Annotated in this window: 17 protein-coding genes; 5 read left to right on the top strand and 12 right to left on the bottom strand. The window is 69.8% G+C overall.

The features are described from left to right. Window positions 1-7 precede the first annotated feature (7 nt). Entirely contained in the window at window positions 8-337 is a 330-nt protein-coding gene (locus KSO98_RS16830) for a sec-independent translocase (protein ID WP_225286871.1), read from the top strand. Between the two features lie 33 nt (window positions 338-370). Here the strand turns inward: KSO98_RS16830 and KSO98_RS16825 are convergent, their stop codons facing one another. Continuing rightward, window positions 371-910, bottom strand: a complete 540-nt coding sequence (locus tag KSO98_RS16825; RefSeq protein WP_225286870.1) for a hypothetical protein — start codon at window positions 908-910, stop codon at window positions 371-373. Window positions 911-1,024: 114 nt separating this feature from the next. On the opposite strand from KSO98_RS16825, the gene KSO98_RS16820 reads away from it, so the two are divergent. Next, the gene (locus tag KSO98_RS16820) at window positions 1,025-1,660 is read left to right on the top strand and encodes a LysM peptidoglycan-binding domain-containing protein (protein ID WP_225286869.1); all 636 of its coding nucleotides are present in this window, start codon (window positions 1,025-1,027) and stop codon (window positions 1,658-1,660) included. A 5-nt stretch (window positions 1,661-1,665) separates the two neighbouring features. Beyond that, entirely contained in the window at window positions 1,666-2,175 is a 510-nt protein-coding gene (locus KSO98_RS16815) for an Rv3235 family protein (RefSeq protein ID WP_225286930.1), read from the top strand. A 63-nt stretch (window positions 2,176-2,238) separates the two neighbouring features. Here KSO98_RS16815 and secA read toward each other — a convergent pair whose 3' ends face one another. Further along, entirely contained in the window at window positions 2,239-5,100 is a 2,862-nt protein-coding gene (gene secA, locus KSO98_RS16810) for a preprotein translocase subunit SecA (protein WP_225286868.1), read from the bottom strand. Window positions 5,101-5,163: 63 nt separating this feature from the next. After that, complete coding sequence (locus KSO98_RS16805) at window positions 5,164-6,378, bottom strand: winged helix-turn-helix domain-containing protein (protein ID WP_225286866.1); 1,215 nt, start codon at window positions 6,376-6,378, stop codon at window positions 5,164-5,166. A 183-nt stretch (window positions 6,379-6,561) separates the two neighbouring features. Here KSO98_RS16805 and KSO98_RS16800 point away from each other — a divergent pair, with 183 nt between their 5' ends. Continuing rightward, the gene (locus KSO98_RS16800; RefSeq protein WP_225286865.1) at window positions 6,562-10,809 is read left to right on the top strand and encodes an Ig-like domain-containing protein; all 4,248 of its coding nucleotides are present in this window, start codon (window positions 6,562-6,564) and stop codon (window positions 10,807-10,809) included. 66 nt (window positions 10,810-10,875) lie between these two features. Here the strand turns inward: KSO98_RS16800 and KSO98_RS16795 are convergent, their stop codons facing one another. The 6 genes from KSO98_RS16795 to mtrA form a co-directional block, all read right to left on the bottom strand. Further along, the gene (locus KSO98_RS16795) at window positions 10,876-11,553 is read right to left on the bottom strand and encodes a response regulator (protein WP_225286864.1); all 678 of its coding nucleotides are present in this window, start codon (window positions 11,551-11,553) and stop codon (window positions 10,876-10,878) included. Window positions 11,554-11,673: 120 nt separating this feature from the next. Next, a complete protein-coding gene (gene hpf, locus KSO98_RS16790; protein ID WP_225286863.1) occupies window positions 11,674-12,291 on the bottom strand; it encodes a ribosome hibernation-promoting factor, HPF/YfiA family in 618 nt (205 codons plus the stop codon). Window positions 12,292-12,625: 334 nt separating this feature from the next. Further along, window positions 12,626-13,378 (bottom strand): ComF family protein, encoded by a 753-nt coding sequence (locus KSO98_RS16785; protein ID WP_225286862.1) that lies wholly within the window; start codon window positions 13,376-13,378, stop codon window positions 12,626-12,628. 63 nt (window positions 13,379-13,441) lie between these two features. Further along, window positions 13,442-15,187, bottom strand: coding sequence for an LpqB family beta-propeller domain-containing protein (locus tag KSO98_RS16780; protein ID WP_225286861.1), 1,746 nt, complete (start codon window positions 15,185-15,187; stop codon window positions 13,442-13,444). Then, window positions 15,184-16,833 carry an MtrAB system histidine kinase MtrB gene (gene mtrB / locus KSO98_RS16775; protein ID WP_225286860.1) on the bottom strand — a complete coding sequence of 550 codons (1,650 nt, stop codon included), beginning with the start codon at window positions 16,831-16,833 and terminating at the stop codon, window positions 15,184-15,186. The genes KSO98_RS16780 and mtrB overlap by 4 nt, the downstream gene beginning before the upstream one ends. Window positions 16,834-16,837: 4 nt before the next feature. Further along, window positions 16,838-17,530, bottom strand: coding sequence for an MtrAB system response regulator MtrA (gene mtrA / locus KSO98_RS16770; RefSeq protein WP_225286859.1), 693 nt, complete (start codon window positions 17,528-17,530; stop codon window positions 16,838-16,840). Window positions 17,531-17,661: 131 nt separating this feature from the next. Here mtrA and KSO98_RS16765 point away from each other — a divergent pair, with 131 nt between their 5' ends. Continuing rightward, the gene (locus KSO98_RS16765; protein ID WP_225286858.1) at window positions 17,662-18,459 is read left to right on the top strand and encodes an SGNH/GDSL hydrolase family protein; all 798 of its coding nucleotides are present in this window, start codon (window positions 17,662-17,664) and stop codon (window positions 18,457-18,459) included. 58 nt (window positions 18,460-18,517) lie between these two features. Here KSO98_RS16765 and ahcY read toward each other — a convergent pair whose 3' ends face one another. From ahcY to KSO98_RS16750, 3 genes are all read right to left on the bottom strand, one after another. Continuing rightward, the gene (gene ahcY / locus KSO98_RS16760; protein ID WP_225286857.1) at window positions 18,518-19,969 is read right to left on the bottom strand and encodes an adenosylhomocysteinase; all 1,452 of its coding nucleotides are present in this window, start codon (window positions 19,967-19,969) and stop codon (window positions 18,518-18,520) included. A gap of 104 nt (window positions 19,970-20,073) precedes the next feature. After that, complete coding sequence (locus tag KSO98_RS16755) at window positions 20,074-20,988, bottom strand: DUF808 domain-containing protein (RefSeq protein ID WP_225286856.1); 915 nt, start codon at window positions 20,986-20,988, stop codon at window positions 20,074-20,076. Beyond that, window positions 20,985-22,055: an acyltransferase family protein gene (locus KSO98_RS16750; protein WP_225286854.1), complete on the bottom strand. Its 1,071-nt coding sequence runs from the start codon at window positions 22,053-22,055 to the stop codon at window positions 20,985-20,987. The genes KSO98_RS16755 and KSO98_RS16750 overlap by 4 nt, the downstream gene beginning before the upstream one ends. Window positions 22,056-22,148 lie beyond the last annotated feature (93 nt).

The raw sequence follows: 22,148 nt of genomic DNA, 5'->3' as shown, positions 1-22,148 counted from the left end.
GCCTCCCGTGTTCGGGATCGGGTTCGCCGAGCTGATGGTGGTCGCCTTCGTGGCGATCCTCGTCTTCGGCCCGGACAGGCTGCCGGACGTGGCGCGGCAGGCCGCCGTCCTCGTCCGGCGCGGCCGAGCCCTGGCGAACAACGTCCGCGACGAGTTGCGCAGCGAGCTCGGCCCGGAGTACGCCGATCTCGAGCTGACCGATCTCGACCCGCGCCGGTTCGTGGCGCGGCAGGTGCGCGAGGCGATGCTGGAGGCCGACGCCGCCGAGTCCGCCCGGGAGCCCTCCCCGCGCCTCGGCGCCGGCGAGCTCCCCCCGTACGACCTGGATGCGACCTGACCCTCGAGAGGTCACTTCTCGCGGGTCGAGTGGTCAGTCCTCGCGGCTCTGCACCGCGGCGAGGGCGCTGAAGGCGACCAGCCACAGCCGGCCCGCGTCGTCGACGACCTCGACGAAGTCGGCACCCACCCGGCGCAGCACGCCGTCGTAGCGACTGCGATCGAGCAGGTGCAGCAGGCAGCGCTCACCGCTCTCAGCCAGCCGCCGCAGCGCCGAGCCGATCCCCAGCCTGGCGACCGCCTCCCAGGCGACCGCGGGCACCGCCCGCTCCGAGGCTCCGGCGACGGACGCGATCGCGGCCTCACGGACGATCCAGTCCTGGCCACCGGTCGAGGCCAGCAGCAGCCAGCCGCTCGCGACGCGCTCGATGCTCCCCTGGAGGAGCCCGACGCCGCGCACGTCCAGGGCGACCGCGCGGCCCACGCTCGCCATCAGCCGCCCGGCGAGCGCCACCTGCTGATACTCGGCGCGGCTGCGGTCGGCGATCTCGGCCTCGCGGTCGGCGGCGTAGGCGGCCGACGCCTGCGACTCGAGATCGTCGAAGAGCGCGAAGAGCTCCTCCTCCCAGGACATGCGAGCAGCGTAGAGGGGGCGGTGCCGCTTATCCACAGGTGCGATCAGACCGTTGACTCCCTACGCAAACAGGCGTGAACTAAGCAAACCAACGCAAACGCAAGGATACTCGGGATGATCACTTCGCCGCGTCACATCCGTCTCCGCGCCACTGCCCTGGCCCTCGCCGCGACCGGGACGCTCGCCACCCTCGCCGCCGGCCTCGTGCCCACGACCGACCTCGATCCGGGCCAACCGTTCGCCGACCTGCTCGGACAGTGGTGCACGGTCGTCCTCCTCGCCTGCGCTGCCTGGGCGTGGCTGGTCACCCTCGCGGTGCTCCTCGAGGCTGCCCGAGCCGGGGGCCCGGTCGCCGCGCACCGGCGTGGCCTGCCCGCCGCGTACCGGCGTCTCGTGCTCAGCGCCTGCGGGCTCGCCCTCACCGGCGCTGCCTTCTCCCCCGCGCTCGCGACGCCCGGCCCGATCCACCTGGTGCCGCCGCACGTCACGGCCGTCACGGCCGTGCACCCGGCCCCCTCACGGACGCCTGAGCCCGGTTCGACGCCCCCGCCGACGTCCCGGGGCGACATCGTCGTCCGGCCCGGCGACTCCCTGTGGCACCTCGCCGAGGAGCGCCTGCCCCGGCACGCGGACGACGGCACCATCGCCCACACCTGGCGCCGGCTCTACGCCGCCAACCACGATGTCGTCGGCGCCGACCCCGACCTCATCCTGCCCGGACAGCGCCTGACCCGTCCGCAGGCCTGGTGAGCACGATGAGCGTCACCCCGATCAACCCGCGACGTCGTGTCCCGGTCGCCGAGGTGCAGGGCACCCTCGCTCTCGACCTGCAGCCCCGCCGGGAGCCGCCCGCCGCCCTGACGCCAACGCCCGACGAGGGCGGCCCCCACGCGGACGTCGTCCCGATCGAGCGCAGCCAGCGCCGCCAGCTCGACGCGTGGGTCGGGCGCTTCGGCCAGGCCGCGGTCGAGATCGTCGGTGGCGATCGCCCGGTGACCCAGCTGCTGCGCTGGACCTCGGCGGCCGTCTATGCCGACCTCGAGCGTCGCGCCGAGGTCGTCGGCCGCGCCGGTCGGCACCGGGCCGGACAGGCCCGGGTCCAGCCGGTGCGCCCGAAGGTGGTCAGCGTCCACTCCTTCTTCGTGACCCCGCTGATCGTGGAGACCAGCGTCCACGTCCGGTACGGGATGCGCTCGCGCGCACTGGCCGCGCGCTTCGAGGCCAGCGACAACCGCTGGATCTGCACCGCCCTGCAGTTCGCCTGACGGCCCGGAAATGGCACGCGGGCCCCGTCCGGGAGGACGGGGCCCGCGTGGGCGATCAGCTGATCAGCGCTTGCCGGGAGCGCCGTGGCAGTTCTTGAACTTCTTGCCCGAGCCGCACGGGCACGGGTCATTGCGACCGACGCCCGCGTACGGGTCCTCGGCGACCTCGCTGACGACAGCCGCCTGGCCGTCCTCCCCCGGGGCGCTGAAGATGAGCTCCTGCGGCGCGTTGACGCGCTCCAGGCCCTTGGCCCGGAACGCCGGGGTGGCCGGCGTCGTGCCGTGGTCGTGGTCGTGCCCCTCGTGGTCGTGCCCCTCGTGGTCGTGGCCCTCGTGGGCGTCGACCTCGTCGTCCTCGTACTCCTCGTCATCGTCCTCGCCGACCTCGTCGGGCAGGCCGGTGATGGAGAGGTGCTGGTGGTCGCCGTGGTCCTCGACCTCGACCTCGAGGTTGAACAGGAAGCCGACCGCGTCCTCCTTGATGCCGTCCATCATCGTGGCGAACATCTCGAAGCCCTCCTTCTGGTACTCGACCAGCGGGTCGCGCTGGCTGTACGCACGAAGGCCGATGCCCTCGCGGAGGTAGTCCATCTCGTAGAGGTGCTCGCGCCACTTGCGGTCGAGCACGGAGAGCAGCACCTGCCGCTCGAGCTCGCGCATGACCTCCTCGCCGACCTGCTCCTCGCGACGGTCGTACGCGGCCTGGGCGTCGGCCTTGAGCGCGGCGATGATCTCGTCGCGGTCGAGGTTCGCCTTGTCGCCGACCTCGTCGATGAAGCGCTCGGGGCCGAAGGAGACCGGCCACAGCTGGCGCAGGTCGGTCCACAGCTGGTCGAGGTTCCACTCCTCGGCGAAGTCCTGGGTGGCGCCGGTGACGATGCTGGTGACGGTGTCGTCGAGGAACGAGCGGACCTGCTGCTCGATGTCGCGACCCTCGAGGACCTCGCGACGCTCGCCGTAGATCACCTTGCGCTGGCGGTCCATGACGTCGTCGTACTTGAGGACGTTCTTGCGGGACTCGAAGTTCTGTCCCTCGACCTGGGCCTGTGCCGACGCGATGGCGTTGGAGACCCGCTTGTTCTCGATGGGCATGTCGTCCGGGATCTTCAGCATCACCAGGATGCGGTCGACCCAGTCGGACTTGAAGAGCCGCATGAGCTCGTCCTGCAGCGACAGGTAGAAGCGGGACTCGCCCGGGTCACCCTGACGGCCGGAGCGACCACGCAGCTGGTTGTCGATGCGGCGCGACTCGTGGCGCTCGGTGCCGACGACGTACAGGCCGCCGAGCTCCTTGACCTCTTCGTGCTCCGCCGCGACCTGGGCCTTGAAAGAGTCGACGGTCGGCTGCCAGGCCGCCTGGTACTCGTCGGCGGTCTCGCCGATGGGCTCCAGGCCGCGCTTGCGCAGGGCCTGGTCGGCCAGGAACTCGACCGAGCCGCCGAGCATGATGTCGGTGCCTCGACCGGCCATGTTGGTGGCGACGGTGACAGCGCCCTTGTGGCCCGCGAGCGCGACGATCTTGGCCTCGTCGGCGTGGAACTTCGCGTTGAGGACGGTGTGCGCGACGCCGCGCTGCTTGAGCTTGGCGCCGAGGTACTCGGACTTCTCGACCGAGACCGTGCCGATCAGGACCGGCTGGCCCTTGGCGTTGCGCTCGACGATGTCGTCGATGACGGCGTCGTACTTGGCCTCCTCCGTGCGGTAGACCAGGTCGGGCTGGTCGATGCGCAGGGCCGGCTTGTTCGTCGGGATCTGGACGACGCCGAGGCCGTAGATCTTGTCGAACTCGCTCGCCTCGGTCATGGCCGTACCGGTCATGCCGGAGAGCTTCTCGTACAGGCGGAAGTAGTTCTGGAGGGTGATCGTGGCGAGGGTCTGGTACTCCTGCTGGACCTCCACGCCCTCCTTGGCCTCGATCGCCTGGTGCAGGCCGTCGTTGTAGCGACGACCGGCCAGGATGCGGCCGGTGTGCTCGTCGACGATGAGGACCTCGCCGTCCTGGACGACGTACTCCTTGTCGCGGCGGAACAGCTCCTTGGCCTTGATCGAGTTGTTCATGAAGGAGATCAGCGGGGTGTTCACGCTGTCGTACAGGTTCTCGATGCCGAGGTGGTCCTCGACGACGGTGATGCCGTCCTCGAGCACGGAGATGGTGCGCTTCTTCTCGTCCACCTCGTAGTGGACGTCCTTCTGCATGCCGGCGGCGATCCGCGCGAACTCGTCGTACCACTTCACGTCGTCCTCGGTGGGACCACTGATGATGAGCGGCGTACGGGCCTCGTCGATGAGGATCGAGTCGACCTCGTCGACACAGGCGTAGAAGTGACCGCGCTGCACGAGGTCGGCCATCGAGCCGGCCATGTTGTCTCGCAGGTAGTCGAAGCCGAGCTCGTTGTTCGTGCCGTACGTGATGTCGCAGTTGTACATCTCGCGGCGCTGGGCCGGATTGAGGTCGGGGGTGATGACACCGACGCTCATGCCGAGGAAGTGGAAGACACGACCCATCTGCTCGGACTGGTAGGTCGCGAGGTAGTCGTTGACCGTGACGACGTGGACACCCTCGCCGGCGAGTGCGTTGAGGTAGGCCGGCAGCGTCGCGACGAGGGTCTTGCCCTCACCGGTCTTCATCTCGGCGATGTTGCCGAGGTGCAGTGCCGCGCCGCCCATGATCTGGACGTCGAAGTGGCGCATGCCGAGGACGCGACGGGCGGCCTCGCGCACGGTGGCGAACGACTCCGGCATGAGGTCGTCGAGCGACTCGCCGTTGGCGTAGCGCTCCTTGAACTCGGCCGTCATGGCCTGGAGCTCCTCGTCGGTCATCTTCTCGAACTCGGGCTCGAGCGCGTTGACCTGCTTGGCGACCACTTCGAGCTGGCGGAGGATCTTGCCCTCGCCGATACGGAGGATCTTGTCGAGAATGGCCACGAGGGCTAGCTCCTTGAGTTCACGGTACGACCAGCGGCAGCGTCGGGACGTGCTGCAGCGCACTCACTCTACCGGTGGGACAAGTTTCTGTAGCCCCGGCGCCAGGTCTCCGCGCTCTTCGACCACGATCCCGGCGAGCTTCAGCCAGCCGGCGAGCCGGCCCAGCTCGGCCACGAGCTGCTCCGCGGTGTCGCTCGGCGCTCCCGGCTCGGCGTAGGCACCCTTGACGATCAGGCGGCCGGAGCCGCCTCCGTACTGCCGATCGGCCTTGAGATCGACACGCCCCACCACCCGGTCGCCGAGCAGGAACGGGAGCACGTAGTAGCCGTGCACCCGCTTGTGCGCCGGGGTGTAGATCTCGATCCGGTAGTGGAAGTCGAACAGCGCCTCGGTGCGGGCGCGCTCCCACACCACGGGATCGAAGGGACTGAGCAGCGCTCGCGCCCTGATACGCCGCGGGAGACGCGCGTCGCGATGCCGGTACGCGGTCCGGGTCCAGCCCTCGACCCGGACCGGCTCGAGCTCGCCGTCCTCGACCAGGGTGGTGACGGCGGCGACGGTGTCCGCGACGCCCATCCGGTAGTAGTCGGCCAGGTCCTTGACCGTCGCGACGCCGTGCGAGCGGGCGGCACGACGGATCAGCTCGCGATGCGCCTCGGGGAGCGGCGGCGTGGGCAGGTCGAGGATCGGCTTCGGGATGACCCGCTCGGGGACGTCGTACAGCACCTCGAACTGGCTGGTGCGCCCGGCGATCGCCAGGTCGCCCGTCGTGTAGAGCCAGTCGAGCACGCGGCGCGCGTTGGACCAGTTCCAGCCCCAGTGCTCCTTGGCGCGCGGGAGGCCGGCGTCGAGCTCGCGAGCGGTGGCGGCGCCGCGCTCACGGATCTCGGCGAGGAGGCTCTCGGCCAGGCCCGGCTCGGCCTCCACGATCGACCACTTGCCCTTCCGTTCGCGGTAGTGGTCCATCCGGTGGCGCATCACGGGCCACAGCTCGACCGGCATGTACGCCTGCACATGCGCCCAGTACTCGACGAGCCGACGGTCGCGCTGCCCGGTCGAGGCGCGGCGCAGCAGGTCGACGTCGTACGCGCCCATCCGCGAGTAGAGCGGCATGAAGTGTGCGCGCTGCAGGACGTTGACGCTGTCGACCTGGAGGACCCCGGTGCGCTCGATGGTGCGCTGGAGGGTCCGCATCGTCGGCGGGTGGTGCGGCTTGTCCAGGAAGCCCTGGGCGGCCAGCGCGATCCGGCGCGCCTGCGCGAGTGAGAGCGACTCCACGCGAGTGAGGGTAGAGCAGACCTCCGACAACCCCGCGGCGCTCCTGCGTGAGCACTCGTAACGTAAAGGACCAAAAGCACCGCACCGAAGAAACAGTTGAGAGATCTACTAGAAACACCTGACTCCTAGCGTCCTGCGGGCATGGCCGAACCCCACGGCCCTGCCAACAGAACAGGAGAACAGGTGAACCCCACTCCGCACCGCTGGCGCAGACTCGCGCTCGCTCCCGTGGCGGCACTGCTGGCGGCCCCATTGCTGCCCGCCACGGCCCAGGCCATCACCAGCAGCCCCTCACCGACGAGCCAGCTGGCCACCCCCACGGTCACCTCGGACGACCTGCCGGACCCCACCGCCACCGGACCATACGGCTTCCAGGTCGTCCAGGAGGTCAAGCTCGGTCTCGCCGACATCCAGGAGCCCAACTCCGGTGGCGCCGCTCCCACCGCCGGCACGGCCCAGGCCCCCGAGCAGCTCGAGATCCGCGGACAGCTGTACACCCCCGACTACACCAAGCGGACCGATCCGTCGCCGCTGATCTTCCTGGTGCACGGCAACCACGGGTCGTGCGACGTGGCGGCACCCAACGGCACGACTACGCCGACCTGCACCGTCTACAAGCACAACGAGTCGGGCTACGCCTACCTCGCGCAGAACCTCGCCACCTGGGGCTACACCACGTTCTCGCTGTCGCAGGACCAGCTGATGATGCGCCAGGACGGATCCATGGGCAAGGGCATGCACGCCCGCCGCATGTTGATGGCTGCCGCGCTGGACGCGCTCGGCAAGGCCGGCAAGCCCGGCGGCCTGCCGGACGACGCCCACACCACGGTCGGCACGCTCCTCTCCGGGCACCTCGACATGTCCCGGATCGGCATGATGGGCCACTCCCGGGGCGGTGACGCGGTGGCCAACTTCCTCGACTACAACCGCATTCGCACCGACGGTCCGCGCTACCCCATCCGGGGCGTCATCTCACTGGCGCCGGTCGACTACGAGCGCAAGGCACCGTACGGGATGCCGTTCATGTCGATCCTGCCCATGTGTGACGGTGACGTCTCCAACCTGCAGGGCGCCCGGCTCTTCGAGCGCAGCCAGTACATCAACCCGAACGACCCGTTCCCGCGCATCCAGGTCGAGCACCTCGGTGCGATCCACAACTGGTACAACTCGGTCTGGTACGCCGACGGCGGTGCCGACGGGCAGGCGAACAACGACGCGGCCTGCGGCAACTCGTACCCCTTCGCGGCGAACAACGTGCACCCGCACAACCTGCGCCTCAGCGGAGCGGCGTACTCCACCGCCGACCAGAGGAACGCGGTCGGCACCGCGAACCCCGACCCGTCGCTGACGGACGCCACCAAGAACTACCTCATCGACGACGCCAACCTGCTCGACCCCACCAAGGACACCAAGATCTCCGGCGACCCCGGTCTGATGGGTGACCAGGAGAAGCTCGGCCTCGCCACGATGGCCGCGTTCTTCCGCCGCTATGTCGGCGGCGAGGGCGCCTTCCAGCCGTACATGACCGGCGAGCTGTCTGATAGCTCCACCGGCCTCCAGGTGCCCTCCAGCGCCTGCCCCACCAGCACGAGCGGCACGGCGATCCCGTGCAGCGAGCGCGTCAACACCACCTACTTCGGTGCACCCGGCGAGCGTGTGGACGTGATCCGGCCCGACATCCAGAACCCGCTGACCGAGAATGCACTGGGCGGTTCGCTCACCGGGAGCGGCTTCAGCCGCTACGACTGGTGCAACCCCGAGCCGACCGACTTCGCGCCGGCGCAGCTCGGTATGGGTGGTCTGCCCACCGCCGCCAAGCCCTGTCCCCTTCCCGACCCCAACGCGCTGGGCGGCCAGAGCAACGGGATGCGGGAGAACTCCCCGGTCAACGAGTCCTACGGACGTCAGCTGACCCTGGGGTGGGACAACGGCAAGCCGGCGACCCTCGACGCCCAGCTCCCGTCGACCTCGCAGGACATGAGCGGCTACAAGGCGCTCGCCATGGACGCCTCCGTCAACTTCTTCGACCGCGCGAACCCCGGCGCGGACAACCGCGGCGACGGCACCAAGGACACCACCTCGTCCGGCTGCTCCACGGCGCTGCCCTGCTGGCCGAACGAGAAGCCCACCTCATACGATCCGGCCGCGACGACGCAGGACTTCAAGATCGTCCTGACCGACACGGCCGGTCACACCGGCTCGGTGGACGCCAGCGACCCGCGCTGGGACAACGCCCTGCACATGTCGACGGGCACCAACACGCCGAACACGCACATCGTGCTCGACCAGATCCGGGTGCCCCTCACCGCGTTCGCCGCCCAGGGTGTCGACCTCAGCAAGATCGAGGGCCTGTCCCTGCGGTTCGGTGTCGACGGCACCCCGTCGTCCGGCTCGATCGAGCTGGCCGACGTTCGGTTCCAGGAGACCGACGCGGGTGCGCAGCTGCTCTCCGACGGTCCCGCCAAGGCAGACGGCGCCGGCTATGGCACGGATAAGCACACCGACCCGGCGACGTACCTCAACGCGTACGACGCCGCGCCCGGCCACGAGACGCTGATCGACGTGGTCGGCAACCCGCAGGGCAACACCACCTGGACTGTCGACGACGACCGTCAGCAGTGCCCGAACGCCCAGTTCACGCACATCCAGGACGCGGTGAATCACGCCCAGCCCTGGGACACGATCGTGGTCTGCGCCGGCATCTACCAGGAGTCCTCGACGCCCAGCTCCAGCACCGCGAGCCCCTCGGCCACCGGTGCGACCAACGGTCTGACGATCAACAAGCCGCTGAAGATCAAGGGCGCCGGAGCCGACAAGGTGACCATCGAGCCCGATCAGTCGATCGACTCGCTGGCCGGGCAGGTTCCGGACCTGCGCGACGGTGGCGGCAACGTCATCACGATCTCGCGGCAGTCGCTCGGTTCGACCGACACCAACGAGCTCTTCGTCGACATCTCCGGCGTGACGGTCACCGCGGGCGACACCTGGGCCGAGGCCGGCATCGCCTACTTCGGTGCCGCCGGTCGCGTCTCCAACTCGGTCGTCGGCCCGATGAAGGTCGCGACCACCGCCGATGAGCTGGCGGACCACCCGCACGGCTGGGGCATCGTCAAGACCGGCTGGGTCCAGGGCGCCGGTCCGGGCACCGTGGAGAGCGAGCTCACCGTCGCGAACAGCGTCGTCAAGGGCTACCAGTCCGGCGGCGTCCTGTTCGACGGCGCACGCGGCAAGGACGGCAGCCCGGACAACCTGGTCCGCACGGGCATCCGCAACCACGGCTACGTCAGCTCGACGGTGGTCAAGGGCAGCTCGAGCAGGCTGTTCCCGCAGGTCGGCGTGCAGTACACCTCCGGGGTCACCGGCTACGTCAACGGCTCCCAGATCACCGGGAACTTCTACAAGACCGACCCGTCGAAGTCGGTTGGCCTGCTGCTGACCGACGCCGGTACCGACGTCACCGGAGCGCTCACCGGATCGGGTGACTCGATCACCAACAACGGGTTCGCGGTCTACAACGCCACCGCCGACAGGAGCGCCGTGCGATCGGGCGCACCGTTCGTCCTCAGCGGCAGCTTCCTCGGCACTGCGGCCCCGGTGTCGGGCGGTCCCGCCGACCCGACGACGGGCGCGGAGGCGATCTCCGGCACGGGTACGGACAACAAGGCGTCCGTCACCCTGAGCAGCCGCTCCTCGCTGCCGCTCCCGACGGTGCCGACGACGTACGGCCCGACCAGTGACCAGGCTCCGACGGCGATCCTCGCCGACGTGACCGACGGCGCGCACGTCCCGGTCGGCGGGGCTCTCGCCCCGCTGGCGATCGCCTCGGACGACTTCGCCGTCTCCTCGGCCACGCTGGTGGTCGACGGCAAGGTCGTCGGGACCGCGAAGGTCGCGCCGTACGCGTTCGGATGGACGCCCGATGCGACGTACGCGGGCCGGACCGTCACGCTGGCCGCGGTGGTGACCGACTCCTCAGGGCAGGCCACCACCTCGCTCCCGGTCACGCTGCGGGTCGACGCCGGGGCCACCTCGCCGGGCGGCACCCCGACCGGTACGCCCACCGGCGCACCCACGGGTACGCCGACCGGCACCCCGACCGGCACTCCGACGGGGGCGCCGACCACCGGCACCACCCCGCCGGTCCCGACCGTGCACATCGGCGGGATCACCCGGCACACCAAGCGGGGCACGGCGAGCATCGTGGTGGCCGTGAACGGCCCGGGCACCGTGGTCGTGCGGGGCCGACACGTGGTCAGCCAGACCGTCGCCGCGACGGGCACCGTGTCGGTCCCGGTCAGGCTCAAGGGCAAGCTGCGGGCCAGCCTCGCCACGCACCACCGGGTGACGGTGACGGTGACGGTCACCTTCATCGCCGCAGACGGCACCCGGGTGACCACGAAGCAGGTGATCCACCTGAAGCGTCGGAAGTAGCGGTCAGCACGACGTGAGAAGGGCCCCCGCCGGGTGGCGGGGGCCCTTCTTCAGGTCTGGTGTCGCTCAGGGGATGTCGAGCAGCTTCTCGCGGACGGCGTACATGACGGCCTCCATCCGGGAGTGCAGCTGCAGCTTCTCCAAGATGTTGCGCACGTGGTTCTTCACCGTGTTCTCGGAGATGAAGAGCTGCTTGGCGACCTCGCGGTTGTTGAGGCCCTTGGCCACCAGGCGCAGCACCTCCAGCTCGCGCTCGGTGAGGCGCAGGCCGCCGGGCGCCTCGCGCTCAGGGCGCGACATCTGCTTGAACTCGTCGATCAGCTTGACCGCCATCGACGGGCTGATCAGCGACTGGCCGTCGGCGACGACGCGTACGGCCTGCGCGACCTCCTCGATCGAGGAGTCCTTGAGAAGGTAGCCCGATGCGCCCGACTTCACCGCCTCGTACAGGTCGGCCTCCTCGTCGGAGACGGTGAGCATGATGATCTTGGCCGACGGGACGGCCTCCTTGATGGCGGTGCAGGCCTCCAGGCCGGTGCGCTTCGGCATCCGGATGTCGAGCAGCACCACGTCCGGCGCGCAGGCCGCGGCCAGCGCCGCTCCCTCGTCACCGTCGCCGGCCTCACCGACGACCTCGATGCCCGACTCGACGCCGAGCAGCATCGTCAGACCACGACGGAAGAGCTCCTGATCGTCTACGACCAGGACGCGGACGGGTTCGCCGGAGGAAGTGGTGGGAGGCACCCCCGCATCATGACACGTTCCGGCCGGTCGGGACCCCCCGACTGTGCCGTGTGGACAGCGAGACGGGGTGGCCCACCAGGGCCACCCCGCTCCCACATGTCTACCCTGTTCGGACTAGGACTACTTCCCCAGGTCCAGGGTGATCACGCCGTAGTCGTAGCCGCGGCGTCGGTAGACGACCGAGGGTCGCTCGGTCTCCTTGTCCACGAACAAGAAGAAGTCATGACCGACCAGTTCCATCTCGTACAGAGCCTGGTCGAGGGTCATCGGCTCGGCGGAGTGCGACTTCTCGCGCACCACGAGGGGGCCATCGCCGAGGACGGAGATCGGTCCGACCATCCGCTCCTGCGGCTCGTCCTCCTCCGAGGTCGCATCGATGTCGACGGGGACGTCGGCGAGGGCCTGGCCGACGGAGACCGGCGCGTGCCGGCCGCGGTGGACTCGGCGACGATCGGCCGCCTTGCGCATCTGTGAGGCCATCTTGTCGAGCGCCAGGTCGAGGGCGCCCATCTTGTCCTCCGCGCAGGCCTCGGCGCGGATCACCGGACCCTTGGAGAAAGCCGTCAGCTCAACGTGCACCGCGCCCTTGTTCTGACGCGGATTGGGTTCGCAGTCGACCTCCACGTGCACCCGGATGATGCGGTGGTCGTGCTTCTCCAATCGCGCCAGCTTGTCGGTGACGTGTTCCCGATAACGGTCGTTGATCTCGCAGTTGCGAGCCGTGATGACAACTTCCATGTGAACCTCCTGTAGCCCGGCATCAGGCCGGATTGGGATCGAGGTCTCGCAGACCTCGAAGGAGAGGAGTCCGCCCGGCCGACCTGGTCTTCGACCCCACACTCGCCTGCAGCGGTTTGGCGGCTTGGTGCCACGCCACCGTCTCCCGGGGCCTCGCCGTATCTGACGACGAGGCCGGGGCAGGACTTACGACTAAGCCGCACCGTGCTCCCCCATCACTGGGGTTACGTGGACCGTTTCGCCTGCGACTGGCATCGGCTTGCCGCTCACGCGCCCGGAACCCGGGCGTCTGAGCGACGCAACCACGGACCCGGACGGACTCCATACACAGACGTTAGTGCGCAACGTCGGTGAACGAAAGACAAACACGGCGAGTGTCCAGATGTCGGCGCCGCTCGGTCGCCGCGACGGCCGCGATGCCGGCGATCGGCAGCCCGGCGACGGCGAGCGCGCGCTGCGCCTCGCGGGCGGTCGCACCCGTGGTGATGACGTCGTCGCACACGATCACGACCGCCTCGCGGTGCCGCCGGGCGAGCCGTCGCAGGGCGGGCGCCGGGCAGGTCAGGGCGCCGGCGAGGTTGGCAGCACGCTGCATCGCGTCGAGTCCCGCCTGGTCCTGCAGACCGGGCCGGGTGCGGAGCAGGGCGGCGACCGTGACGTCGGCGCCGCGCGACGCCCCGGTGGCGCGCAGCGAGACCGCGGCACGGCTCGCCAGTGCACGGGTGCTGTCGAGGCCACGGCTGCGCACGCTGGCGGCGCGCGACGGCACCGGGACCAGGACCACGGCCGCCGGAGGCAGCGCGTCCACGTGACGCGCCACCGCGAGCGCGAGCAGGTCGCCCAACGGTCGGGCCAGGGCGAGCAGCTGCCGCTCCTTGAGGCCGATCACCATCTCCTTGACCAGCCCGTCGTACGCGGCGGCCGCCGTGCTCGGCGCGAGCCCCGGCGGGCACGGCACCGGGCGCACCTCCCGTGCGCTGTCGGGCAGCATGCCGCGGCAGGCAGCGCACAGCATCCGTCCGGGCACGCCGCACCCCAGGCACGACGAGCCGAGCACCAGATCCGCGTACGCGTCGCGCAGGCTCATCCCCCGATCAGAGCAGCCCCGGGCGAGCCGGGCAACCGCCGTCCGCGGGCCTGTGGAGAAGCGTCAGCCGACGTATCCGAAGGTCTCCACCGGCGACGACAGGACGGTGTCCTGCGCGTTGCCGGAGAGGTTGACGAGCGCGTTCGGGGTGACGCCGAAGAGTGCCTGGCGGGCCACCGGCGAGGACGCGAGGGACAGGAGCCGGTCGCCGACCGTCAGCGTCACCGCCGGGAACCCGGCGATGGCGCCGTCCACCGAGACCGTACGGATGAGCGCGGTCCCGGAGAGCTGCTGCAGCGTCACCACCGAGGTGGGCGTGTGCCAGCCGATGTCGCGGATCCGCGCACCGTCGCCGAGATCGGAGATCACCTGCGAGCCGACCGCGCCCAGGACCCGGCCCTGGTCGCTGCTCACGATCCGGCTGGCGACGACCCGGTCGCCCTCCGGGCGCCGCACGAGCGCCACCAGTCGCGAGCCGTCGCGTGCGACGAGGAAGCGCCGGACGTCCTGCCCGGTCACGCCCGGGACGACCACGCGGCGCATCGGAGCACCGGTGCCCGCCTCGCCGACGTGGACGACCGCGCCCCGCGAGGTGCGGTCGATCTCCCAGAGCCGGTCGGCGAAGTCCCAGGCGGGCTGGAGCAGGTCCGTGCCGGTCATCCGGGAGTGACTGGGCTCGCCGGGCTGCAGCTTCACCTCGTGCAGCTCGTGGCCGTCGGCGGTGACCGCGGCGCCGATGGTCGCCGTGAAGTTCACGGCCACGCTGCGGATCGGCGGGACGCCCTTGCCCAGCTCGCTCGGGAGCGGGTCGACATGGGCCGCGCCCCGGCTCGGATCGATGATCGTCTCGACGCCGGCGCCGTCGGCGACCCCGAAGAGGTGGTCGCTGGTGGCGTAGCCGGCCGGGTCGTACTGGCTGCCCGCGCCGATCTGGATGGTGCCGTTGGACAGCTCCTCGACGGGCCGCCCGTCGACGACGAGCCGGATCGCCCGGATGTCCGCGTCCTGACGCAGGGTCCAGGTGAGCTGGGCCGTCATCAGCCGCAGCGCATGCTCGCTCTGCTGGCCGACATCGCCCTTGAGGTCCACCGAGGCGACGCCGTCGGCGTCGACCGGGACGGAGAGCCCCGCACTGACGCCCGAGGGGAGGAAGGTACGCACCACCCCGGCCAGCAGGTCGCTGGGGCCGGCCACGAGCGCGCGGACGAGCGCGGTGGGCAGCTGGGTGCCCAGCGGCACGAAGACCGGCTCGGGCACGAGGATGCGGCCGGTCGGATCGAAGTAGTAGAGCGAGACCTGGGTGAAGCGGTCGTCGAACCAGGACTGCGGCACGATCAGCGCGTTGGGAGCCGAGGAGATCCGCCACTGACCCTGCTCGCGCACCATCGCGAAGTGGAGCTGCGAGTCCGGGACGCCGACCTCGCCCTGCCAGCTCCCCTGGGCGTCGAGCCGGTTGGCGCCCTGGAGGTCGACGGCCACGACCGAGGAGCCGTGCGGCGGGCTCACGTCGCCGTACGTGATGGTCTGACGCTGAGGATCCCAGGACTCCGCGAGATCGGCGGAGAGGAACTTCCGGGCCGTCGTCGTCTGGATCGGGGTCGCCTGCATCGCGTCCAGGAAGCCCTGCACGACCTCGGCCGGCGAGGCGCCCTTCTGCGGCGCCCGCGGAGCGATCGCGAAGCCGGTGTCGGGGGTCGCGCCGTTGATCTGGCCGATCTCCACGACCGGGCCGGCGGTCGGCATCGAGGGGCCGCAGCCGGTGAGCAGCAGGGCCACGAGGGTGAGCCCCACGAGGAGGAGGCGTCTCATCGCTCCCCCTCGCTCGCTCCGGTGGCGGCCTCGCGTCGCGCGTCGGGGCCCGCGTCGCGCGGGACCAGTGGGATCGGGCTGCGGCGCAGCGGAGCGCCGGTACGACGCGGGAGGGTCAGGCGGAACTGTGCGCCCTCGCCGGGCTTGCCCCACGCCTGCAGCCAGCCGCCGTGCAGCTGGCTGTCCTCCAGCGAGATCGAGAGGCCCAGTCCGGTGCCGCCGGTAGTCCGGGCGCGGGCCGGGTCGGCCCGCCAGAAGCGGTTGAAGACCATCGCCGACTCCCCCGGCGCGAGGCCCACGCCGTGGTCGCGGACCGCGACGGCGGCGCTGTGCTCGTCGCCGTCGACGTAGATGTCGATGTGGTCGGAGGTGCCGGCGTGGTCGATCGCGTTGCCGACCAGGTTGCGCACGATCCGCTCCACGCGGCGTACGTCCGCCTCGGCCAGGCAGGGATGCCCAGGCTCGTGGATGCGCAGCGCCACCTGCCGCTGCTCGGCGAGCCGGACGGAGTCCTCGATGACGCGGCGCACGACGGTGACCAGGTCGACACTGTCGGTCTCGAGCCGGGCCGCGCCGGCGTCGAAGCGGCTGATCTCGAGCAGGTCGACCAGCAACCGCTCGAACCGGTCCAGCTCGCTCTGCAGCAGTTCGGCGGCACGTGCGGTGGCGGGGTCGAAGGTGTCACGCGCGTCGTAGAGCACCTCGCTCGCCATCCGCACCGTCGTGAGCGGCGTGCGCAGCTCGTGGGAGACGTCGGAGGTGAAGCGCCGCTGGACGCCGGAGAGCTCCTCGAGCTGGCGGATCTGCGTCTGCAGCGAGGTCGCCATCTGGTTGAAGGAGACCGCCAGGCGGGCGAGGTCGTCCTCGCCGGTGACGCGGAGCCGCTCGGTGAGCTGCCCGGCCGCGAGGCGCTCCGCGACCTGACGAGCCAGCCGGATCGGGGTGACGACCTGGCGAGCGACCAGCCAGGCGACCCCGGCGACGAGCAGGACGAGCAGCACGGCCGCGAACGCCATCGCGCGCAGCACCAGCTGCAGGGTGTCCTGCTCGTTCTGCAGCGGGAAGAGGAAGTAGAGCGTGTACGTGTGGCCGTCGGCCGGCAGCACGACCTGGGAGCCGACCGCGATCCCCGGCACCGCCGAGGTGATCTGCCCGAAGGACTCGCTGCGGATCTGGGCGTAGGTCCACGCGGTCGCCGCCCCGGGGTCGGCGAAGTGCCTCTCGAGGCTCAGCGGGATGCTGCTGATGTCGAGCGACGGGGTGAACTCCGCGCCACCGTCGACGATGCGGCCGTCGCTGCTCGGCTCGATCGGGCCGGCGAGCACGACGTCGAAGCCGCGGGTGAGGCCGCGCTGGATGATCGGGCCGACCAGGTCTCGCCGCTCCCCCGAGGCGTCCACGTCGATGCCCGGTGTCGCACTGAGCCGGCTGCGGGCGTCGCGGACCTCGTTGGCGGCTTCGGCGGTGACCAGGGAGACCCGGTGCTCGAGCAGGCCGGAGCGGACCTGCTGGCTGAGGAACCAGCCGACCGCACCGACCGCGAGGATCGACAGCAGCACCGTCGCGACGACGACGCGGGCCTGGATGGAGCGGCGCCAGAAGGTCCAGGTGTGTCGCAGGGCGCCTCGTCCGCGGGAGCGGAACATGGGCCTAGACGCTGCCGGCCTTGTAGCCGACGCCGCGCACGGTCACGACGATCTCCGGCGCCTCGGGGTCGTGCTCCACCTTCGAGCGCAGGCGCTGGACATGGACGTTGACGAGCCGGGTGTCGGCCGCGTGCCGGTAGCCCCAGACCTGCTCCAGGAGCACGTCACGGGAGAAGACCTGGTTCGGCTTGCGGGCCAGGCAGACCAGCAGGTCGAACTCGAGCGGGGTCAGGTTGATCGCCACCCCGCCGCGGGAGACGGTATGGCCGGTGACGTCGATGGTGAGGTCGCCGATGGTGAGCGGCTCGGTGTCCACGGCGTCGAACCGGCGTACGCGCGCCTTGATCCGGGCGATGAGCTCCTTGGGCTTGAACGGCTTGACGACGTAGTCGTCGGCGCCGGCCTCGAGCCCGACCACGACGTCGCCGGTGTCGCCCTTCGCGGTGAGCATCACGATCGGGACACCGGACTCGCGCCGGATCTGGCGGCACACCTCGATGCCGTCGATGCCGGGCAGCATGAGGTCGAGCAGCACCACGTCCGGCTTGTAGCGGTGGAACGCCTCGAGCGCCTGGTCGCCGCGGTGGACGACCGTGGAGTCGAAGCCCTCCTGCCCCAGGACGATCGAGAGCATCTCGGCGAGCGAGGCATCGTCGTCGACGACGAGGATGCGTCCTCGGGTGTTCTCGTTCGGCACGGTCCGATTGTGCCTCAGGGATCGCTCCAGGACCGCACTACGCCGCAATGCCGTACGTTGTAGGCCGATCTGCCGAAAAGTTGGACTGTGATCCTTCCCACACGGCCGTCCGCCCTGCCATCGTTCGAGCCATGACCCGCCTGCGCCTCGGAGCGCCTCTCGTCATCACCGCCGTCATCGCGTTGCTCATGGGGCTCCTCGCCTCCCCGGCCTCGGCCGCCACCATCAACTACGTCGCGCTCGGCGACTCGTACTCCGCCGGCGTGGGCGCCGGCTCGGAGAGCGGGTCATGTGATCGCAGCCCCAACGCCTACCCGCAGCTGTGGGCGAACGCGCATGCGCCGTCGTCGTTCTCCTTCGTCGCCTGCTCAGGCGCGACCACGGCGAGCGTGAACTCCTCCCAGCTCTCCTCGCTCACCTCGTCGACGACGCTGGTCTCGATCTCGGTCGGCGGCAACGACGCCGGCTTCGCCAGCACCATGGAGGACTGCATCCTCGGCTCGACCGCGACCTGCGTGAGCGAGCTGAGCGCCGCCGAGACGTACATGCGCAACACCCTGCCCGGCCTGCTGAACACGACGTACAACAACATCCGGGCGAAGGCCCCGAACGCGCACGTGGTGGTGCTCGGCTACCCGCGGTTCTACGACCTCGCGAAGTCGTCGACCTGCGTCGGCCTCTCGACCGATGACCGGACGAAGATCAACGAGGCGGCCGACGTGCTCGACAGCGTCATCTCGACCGCGGTCGGCGCGCACAGCAACTTCAGGTTCGCCGATGTGCGCGCGGCCTTCGCCAATGCGCACGAGATCTGCGACAGCGACTCCTGGCTGCACTCGACGAACTTCCTGACCCCGCACGTCAGCTACCACCCGTTCGCCGCCGGCCAGTCGGGCGCCTACCTGCCCGCGATGACCGCCGCCGCCTGAGCCTCCACCGACGCAGAACGGCCCCGACGCATCGCGTCGGGGCCGTTCTCGCGATCGCTCAGTAGCGGTAGTGGTCCGACTTGAACGGGCCCTCCACGGGCACGCCGAGGTAGTCGGCCTGCGCCTGGGTGAGCGTGGTCAGCTCGACACCGATCGCGTCGAGGTGCAGACGGGCGACCTCCTCGTCGAGGTGCTTGGGCAGCACGTAGACGCCGATCGGGTACTCCTCGAGCTTGGTGAAGAGCTCGATCTGCGCCAGCACCTGGTTGGTGAACGAGTTCGACATGACGAAGCTCGGGTGACCGGTGGCGTTGCCCAGGTTGAGCAGGCGGCCCTCGGACAGCACGATGACCTTCTTGCCGTCCGGGAAGATCCACTGGTGGACCTGCGGCTTGATCTCGTCCTTGACGATGCCCGGGATCTTGGCCAGGCCGGCCATGTCGATCTCGTTGTCGAAGTGGCCGATGTTGCCGACGATGGCCTGGTTCTTCATCCGCTCGAAGTGCTCGACGCGGATGATGTTGAAGTTGCCGGTCGTGGTGATGAAGATGTCGGCGAAGTCGACCACGGACTCGAGGCGCTTGACCTCGAAGCCGTCCATCGCAGCCTGCAGCGCACAGATCGGGTCGATCTCGGTGATGATCACCCGAGCACCCTGGCCGCGCAGCGACTCCGCGGAGCCCTTGCCGACGTCACCGTAGCCACAGATGACCGCGGTCTTACCGGCGATCATCACGTCGGTGCCGCGGTTGATGCCATCGATCAGCGAGTGGCGGCAGCCGTACTTGTTGTCGAACTTCGACTTGGTGACCGAGTCGTTGACGTTGATCGCCGGGAAGAGGAGCGAGCCCTCCTTGAAGCGGTCGTAGAGGCGGAGCACACCAGTGGTGGTCTCCTCCGTGACGCCCTTGATCCCGTTGGCGATGTTGGTCCACTTCTGGGGGTCGGCCTGCAGCGACCGGTCGAGGACCCGCAGGACCTCCTTGAACTCCTCGTTGTCGGTGGAGTCCTGGCCCGGCACGGCACCGGCCTTCTCGAACTCCACACCCTTGTGGACGAGCAGCGTGATGTCGCCGCCGTCATCGAGGAGCATGTTCGGTCCGACCCGGTTGCCGTCCTCGTCGGTGAAGTCGAAGACCTTCTCGGCCTCGTCCCAGTACTCCGCCAGCGTCTCGCCCTTCCAGGCGAAGACCGGCGTGCCCTTGGGGTCCTCCGGGGTGCCGCCGGTCTCCGGGCGGCCGACGACGATCGCGGCAGCGGCGTGGTCCTGGGTGGAGAAGATGTTGCAGGTGGCCCAGCGCACGTCGGCGCCGAGCGCGACCAGCGTCTCGATGAGCACGCCGGTCTGGATCGTCATGTGCAGCGAGCCGGCGACGCGGGCGCCCTTGAGCGGCTGGTCCTTGCCGTAGCGCTCGCGCATGGCCATCAGGCCCGGCATCTCGTGCTCAGCGAGCGTGAGCTCCTTGCGGCCGTACTCGGCCAGGGAAAGGTCAGCGACCTTGAAGTCCATGAGTGTTCTCCTTGGACACGGAGGGCGTCTGCGTCGCGCATCTGCGCTCTGGCGGGATCTCCCACGCGGACCTGCCAAGCGTAGATGCCAGGGTCAGTGGCGTCTCAATCTTCGGAGCCGGCACGCTCGGGGAGCAGGTGCATCGCGCCGAGCACCACCGCGCCCACGACGAGGCCGACGAGCGCGGAGAGGAAGGTCTCGACGAGCCAGCCCTGGATCCCCCCGTGGACGCTGTGCTTGACGTCGTGGATCACGTCGTGCGGCCAGTGCCAGCCGATCTCGTGCACGCTGCTGATCATGATGTGGCCGCCGACCCAGATCATCGCCGCGATGCCGACCACCGAGATCACCTCGAGCAGCTTGGGCATCGCGAGCACCAGACCGCGGCCGACCTTCTGGGTGAGCGCTCCCCCGCGCTCGGCGAGCGCAAGACCGGCATCGTCCATCTTGACGATCAGGCCGACGACGCCGTAGACGCCGATGGTCAGGGCGATCGCCACGACGATGAGGATCGCGAGGCGTGCCCAGAAGGACTCGTCGGCGACCGAGTCGAGCGCGATCAGCATGATCTCGGTCGAGAGGATCAGGTCCGTACGTATCGCGCCGGCGATCAGCTCCTTCTCCGAGGGCTGCTCCTTGACGGCGTGGCCGTGCTCGTCATGGCCGGTGAGACGCTCGGCGACCTTCTCGGCCCCCTCGTATGCGAGGTAGCAGCCACCGACGAGCAGGATCGGGGCGAGCGCCCAATCGGCCCACTGGCTGAGGATCAGCGCCACCGGCAGGATGATGAGCAGCTTGTTGCGCATCGATCCCCAGGCGATCTTCTTCACGATCGGGATCTCACGCGCGGCGGTGACGCCGTGGACGTACTGCGGGGTCACCGCGGTGTCATCGATGACGACACCGGCGGCCTTCGCCGTGGCTCGACCCGCGGCTGCGCCGATGTCGTCCACACTCGCGGCCGCCAGCTTGGCCAGCACGGCGATGTCATCCAATAGGCCGAAGAACCCTGCGCTCACGCAGGGACTCTCTCATAGCCTCCCGCCATGCGCGCAGGCCGCGTGCGCGTCATCTGCGCTGCGCGGAACTGGAGGTCGCGCGCGGCGTCGAAGCGCTGCTCGGCATACGTGAGCGGATCGATCGCGCGCTGGAGGGCGGTCGAGACCGGCGGGGACGCCAGCAACAGACCGACGCCGATCGCGCCCAGCGCGGTCACGAGGAGGCCGAGGGCGCCGTGGTCGTCCGCCCACGCAGGAATGCCCGAGTAGCTGACCGTCTTGATCACGAAGCCGTGGCAGAGGTAGACGACGAGACTCACGCTGCCCATCCGGGTGAACCAGCTCTGCTGAGCGGGAATCAGGGCGAGCACCGCCAGGGCGGCGATGGAACCGGCGGTCAGGAGGAGCAGACGGGTGAGCGGGGCCGGGAGGGCGCTGTCGAGATGCGCATAGGTCCACGAGTAGTAGAGCCAGCGCGTCTGCCCCCACGACCCGATGGCGGCCGTCATGAACCAGCCGCCGACGAGCGCGGCGAGCGGGACGACGCGCGGCAGGGCCCGTAGCCGCTCGATGCTCTGCCGGGTGGCGAGGAGGCCGATCGTGAAGAACGGCAGGAAGCCGAGGATGCGACGCAACGCGAGGTAGTCCCAGTCCAGGTAGCCGCCGGCGACGCTGATCGCGATCGCGACCGGGAGCGCGGCGAGCCCGAGGCTTCGCAGCGCCGGAGTCGCCAGGCGCCAGCAGAAGACGGCCGGGAGATACCAGAGCGGCCAGTGCGGCGACACCCAGAGATGGTGGAACGGCCCCTCGCCGCCGACCGCGACCCGGAACGCGGCCAGCGCGGCCTCCACGATCACGTACGGCACCAGCAGACCGCGGACCAGGCCCCAGACGCGTTGCGGGCTGTACGTGAATCGTTGCGACAGGTAGCCGGTGACCATGACGAAGGCCGGCATGTGCCACAGGTAGAGGAAGTCGTAGAGCTGGTTATGCAGCCCGGTGAACGCGAGGAGCGCCCAGGTGTGACCGACCACCACCAAGGTGACCAGCAACATCTTGGCGTTGTCGAGCCAGGGATCGCGTGACATTGCTGCCCGGTACCCGGGATATCCCTGCACATGCGGGAGAGCCCCATCAGACTCGCGTCTGATGGGGCTCTCGACCTCAATATATGTCCGGCG

It is taken from the genome of Nocardioides nematodiphilus, from assembly GCF_020216525.1.
GTDB lineage: Bacteria > Actinomycetota > Actinomycetes > Propionibacteriales > Nocardioidaceae > Nocardioides > Nocardioides nematodiphilus.
Note: the sequence above shows the minus strand (reverse complement) of the source record. Positions and strands in the feature narration are given on the sequence as shown.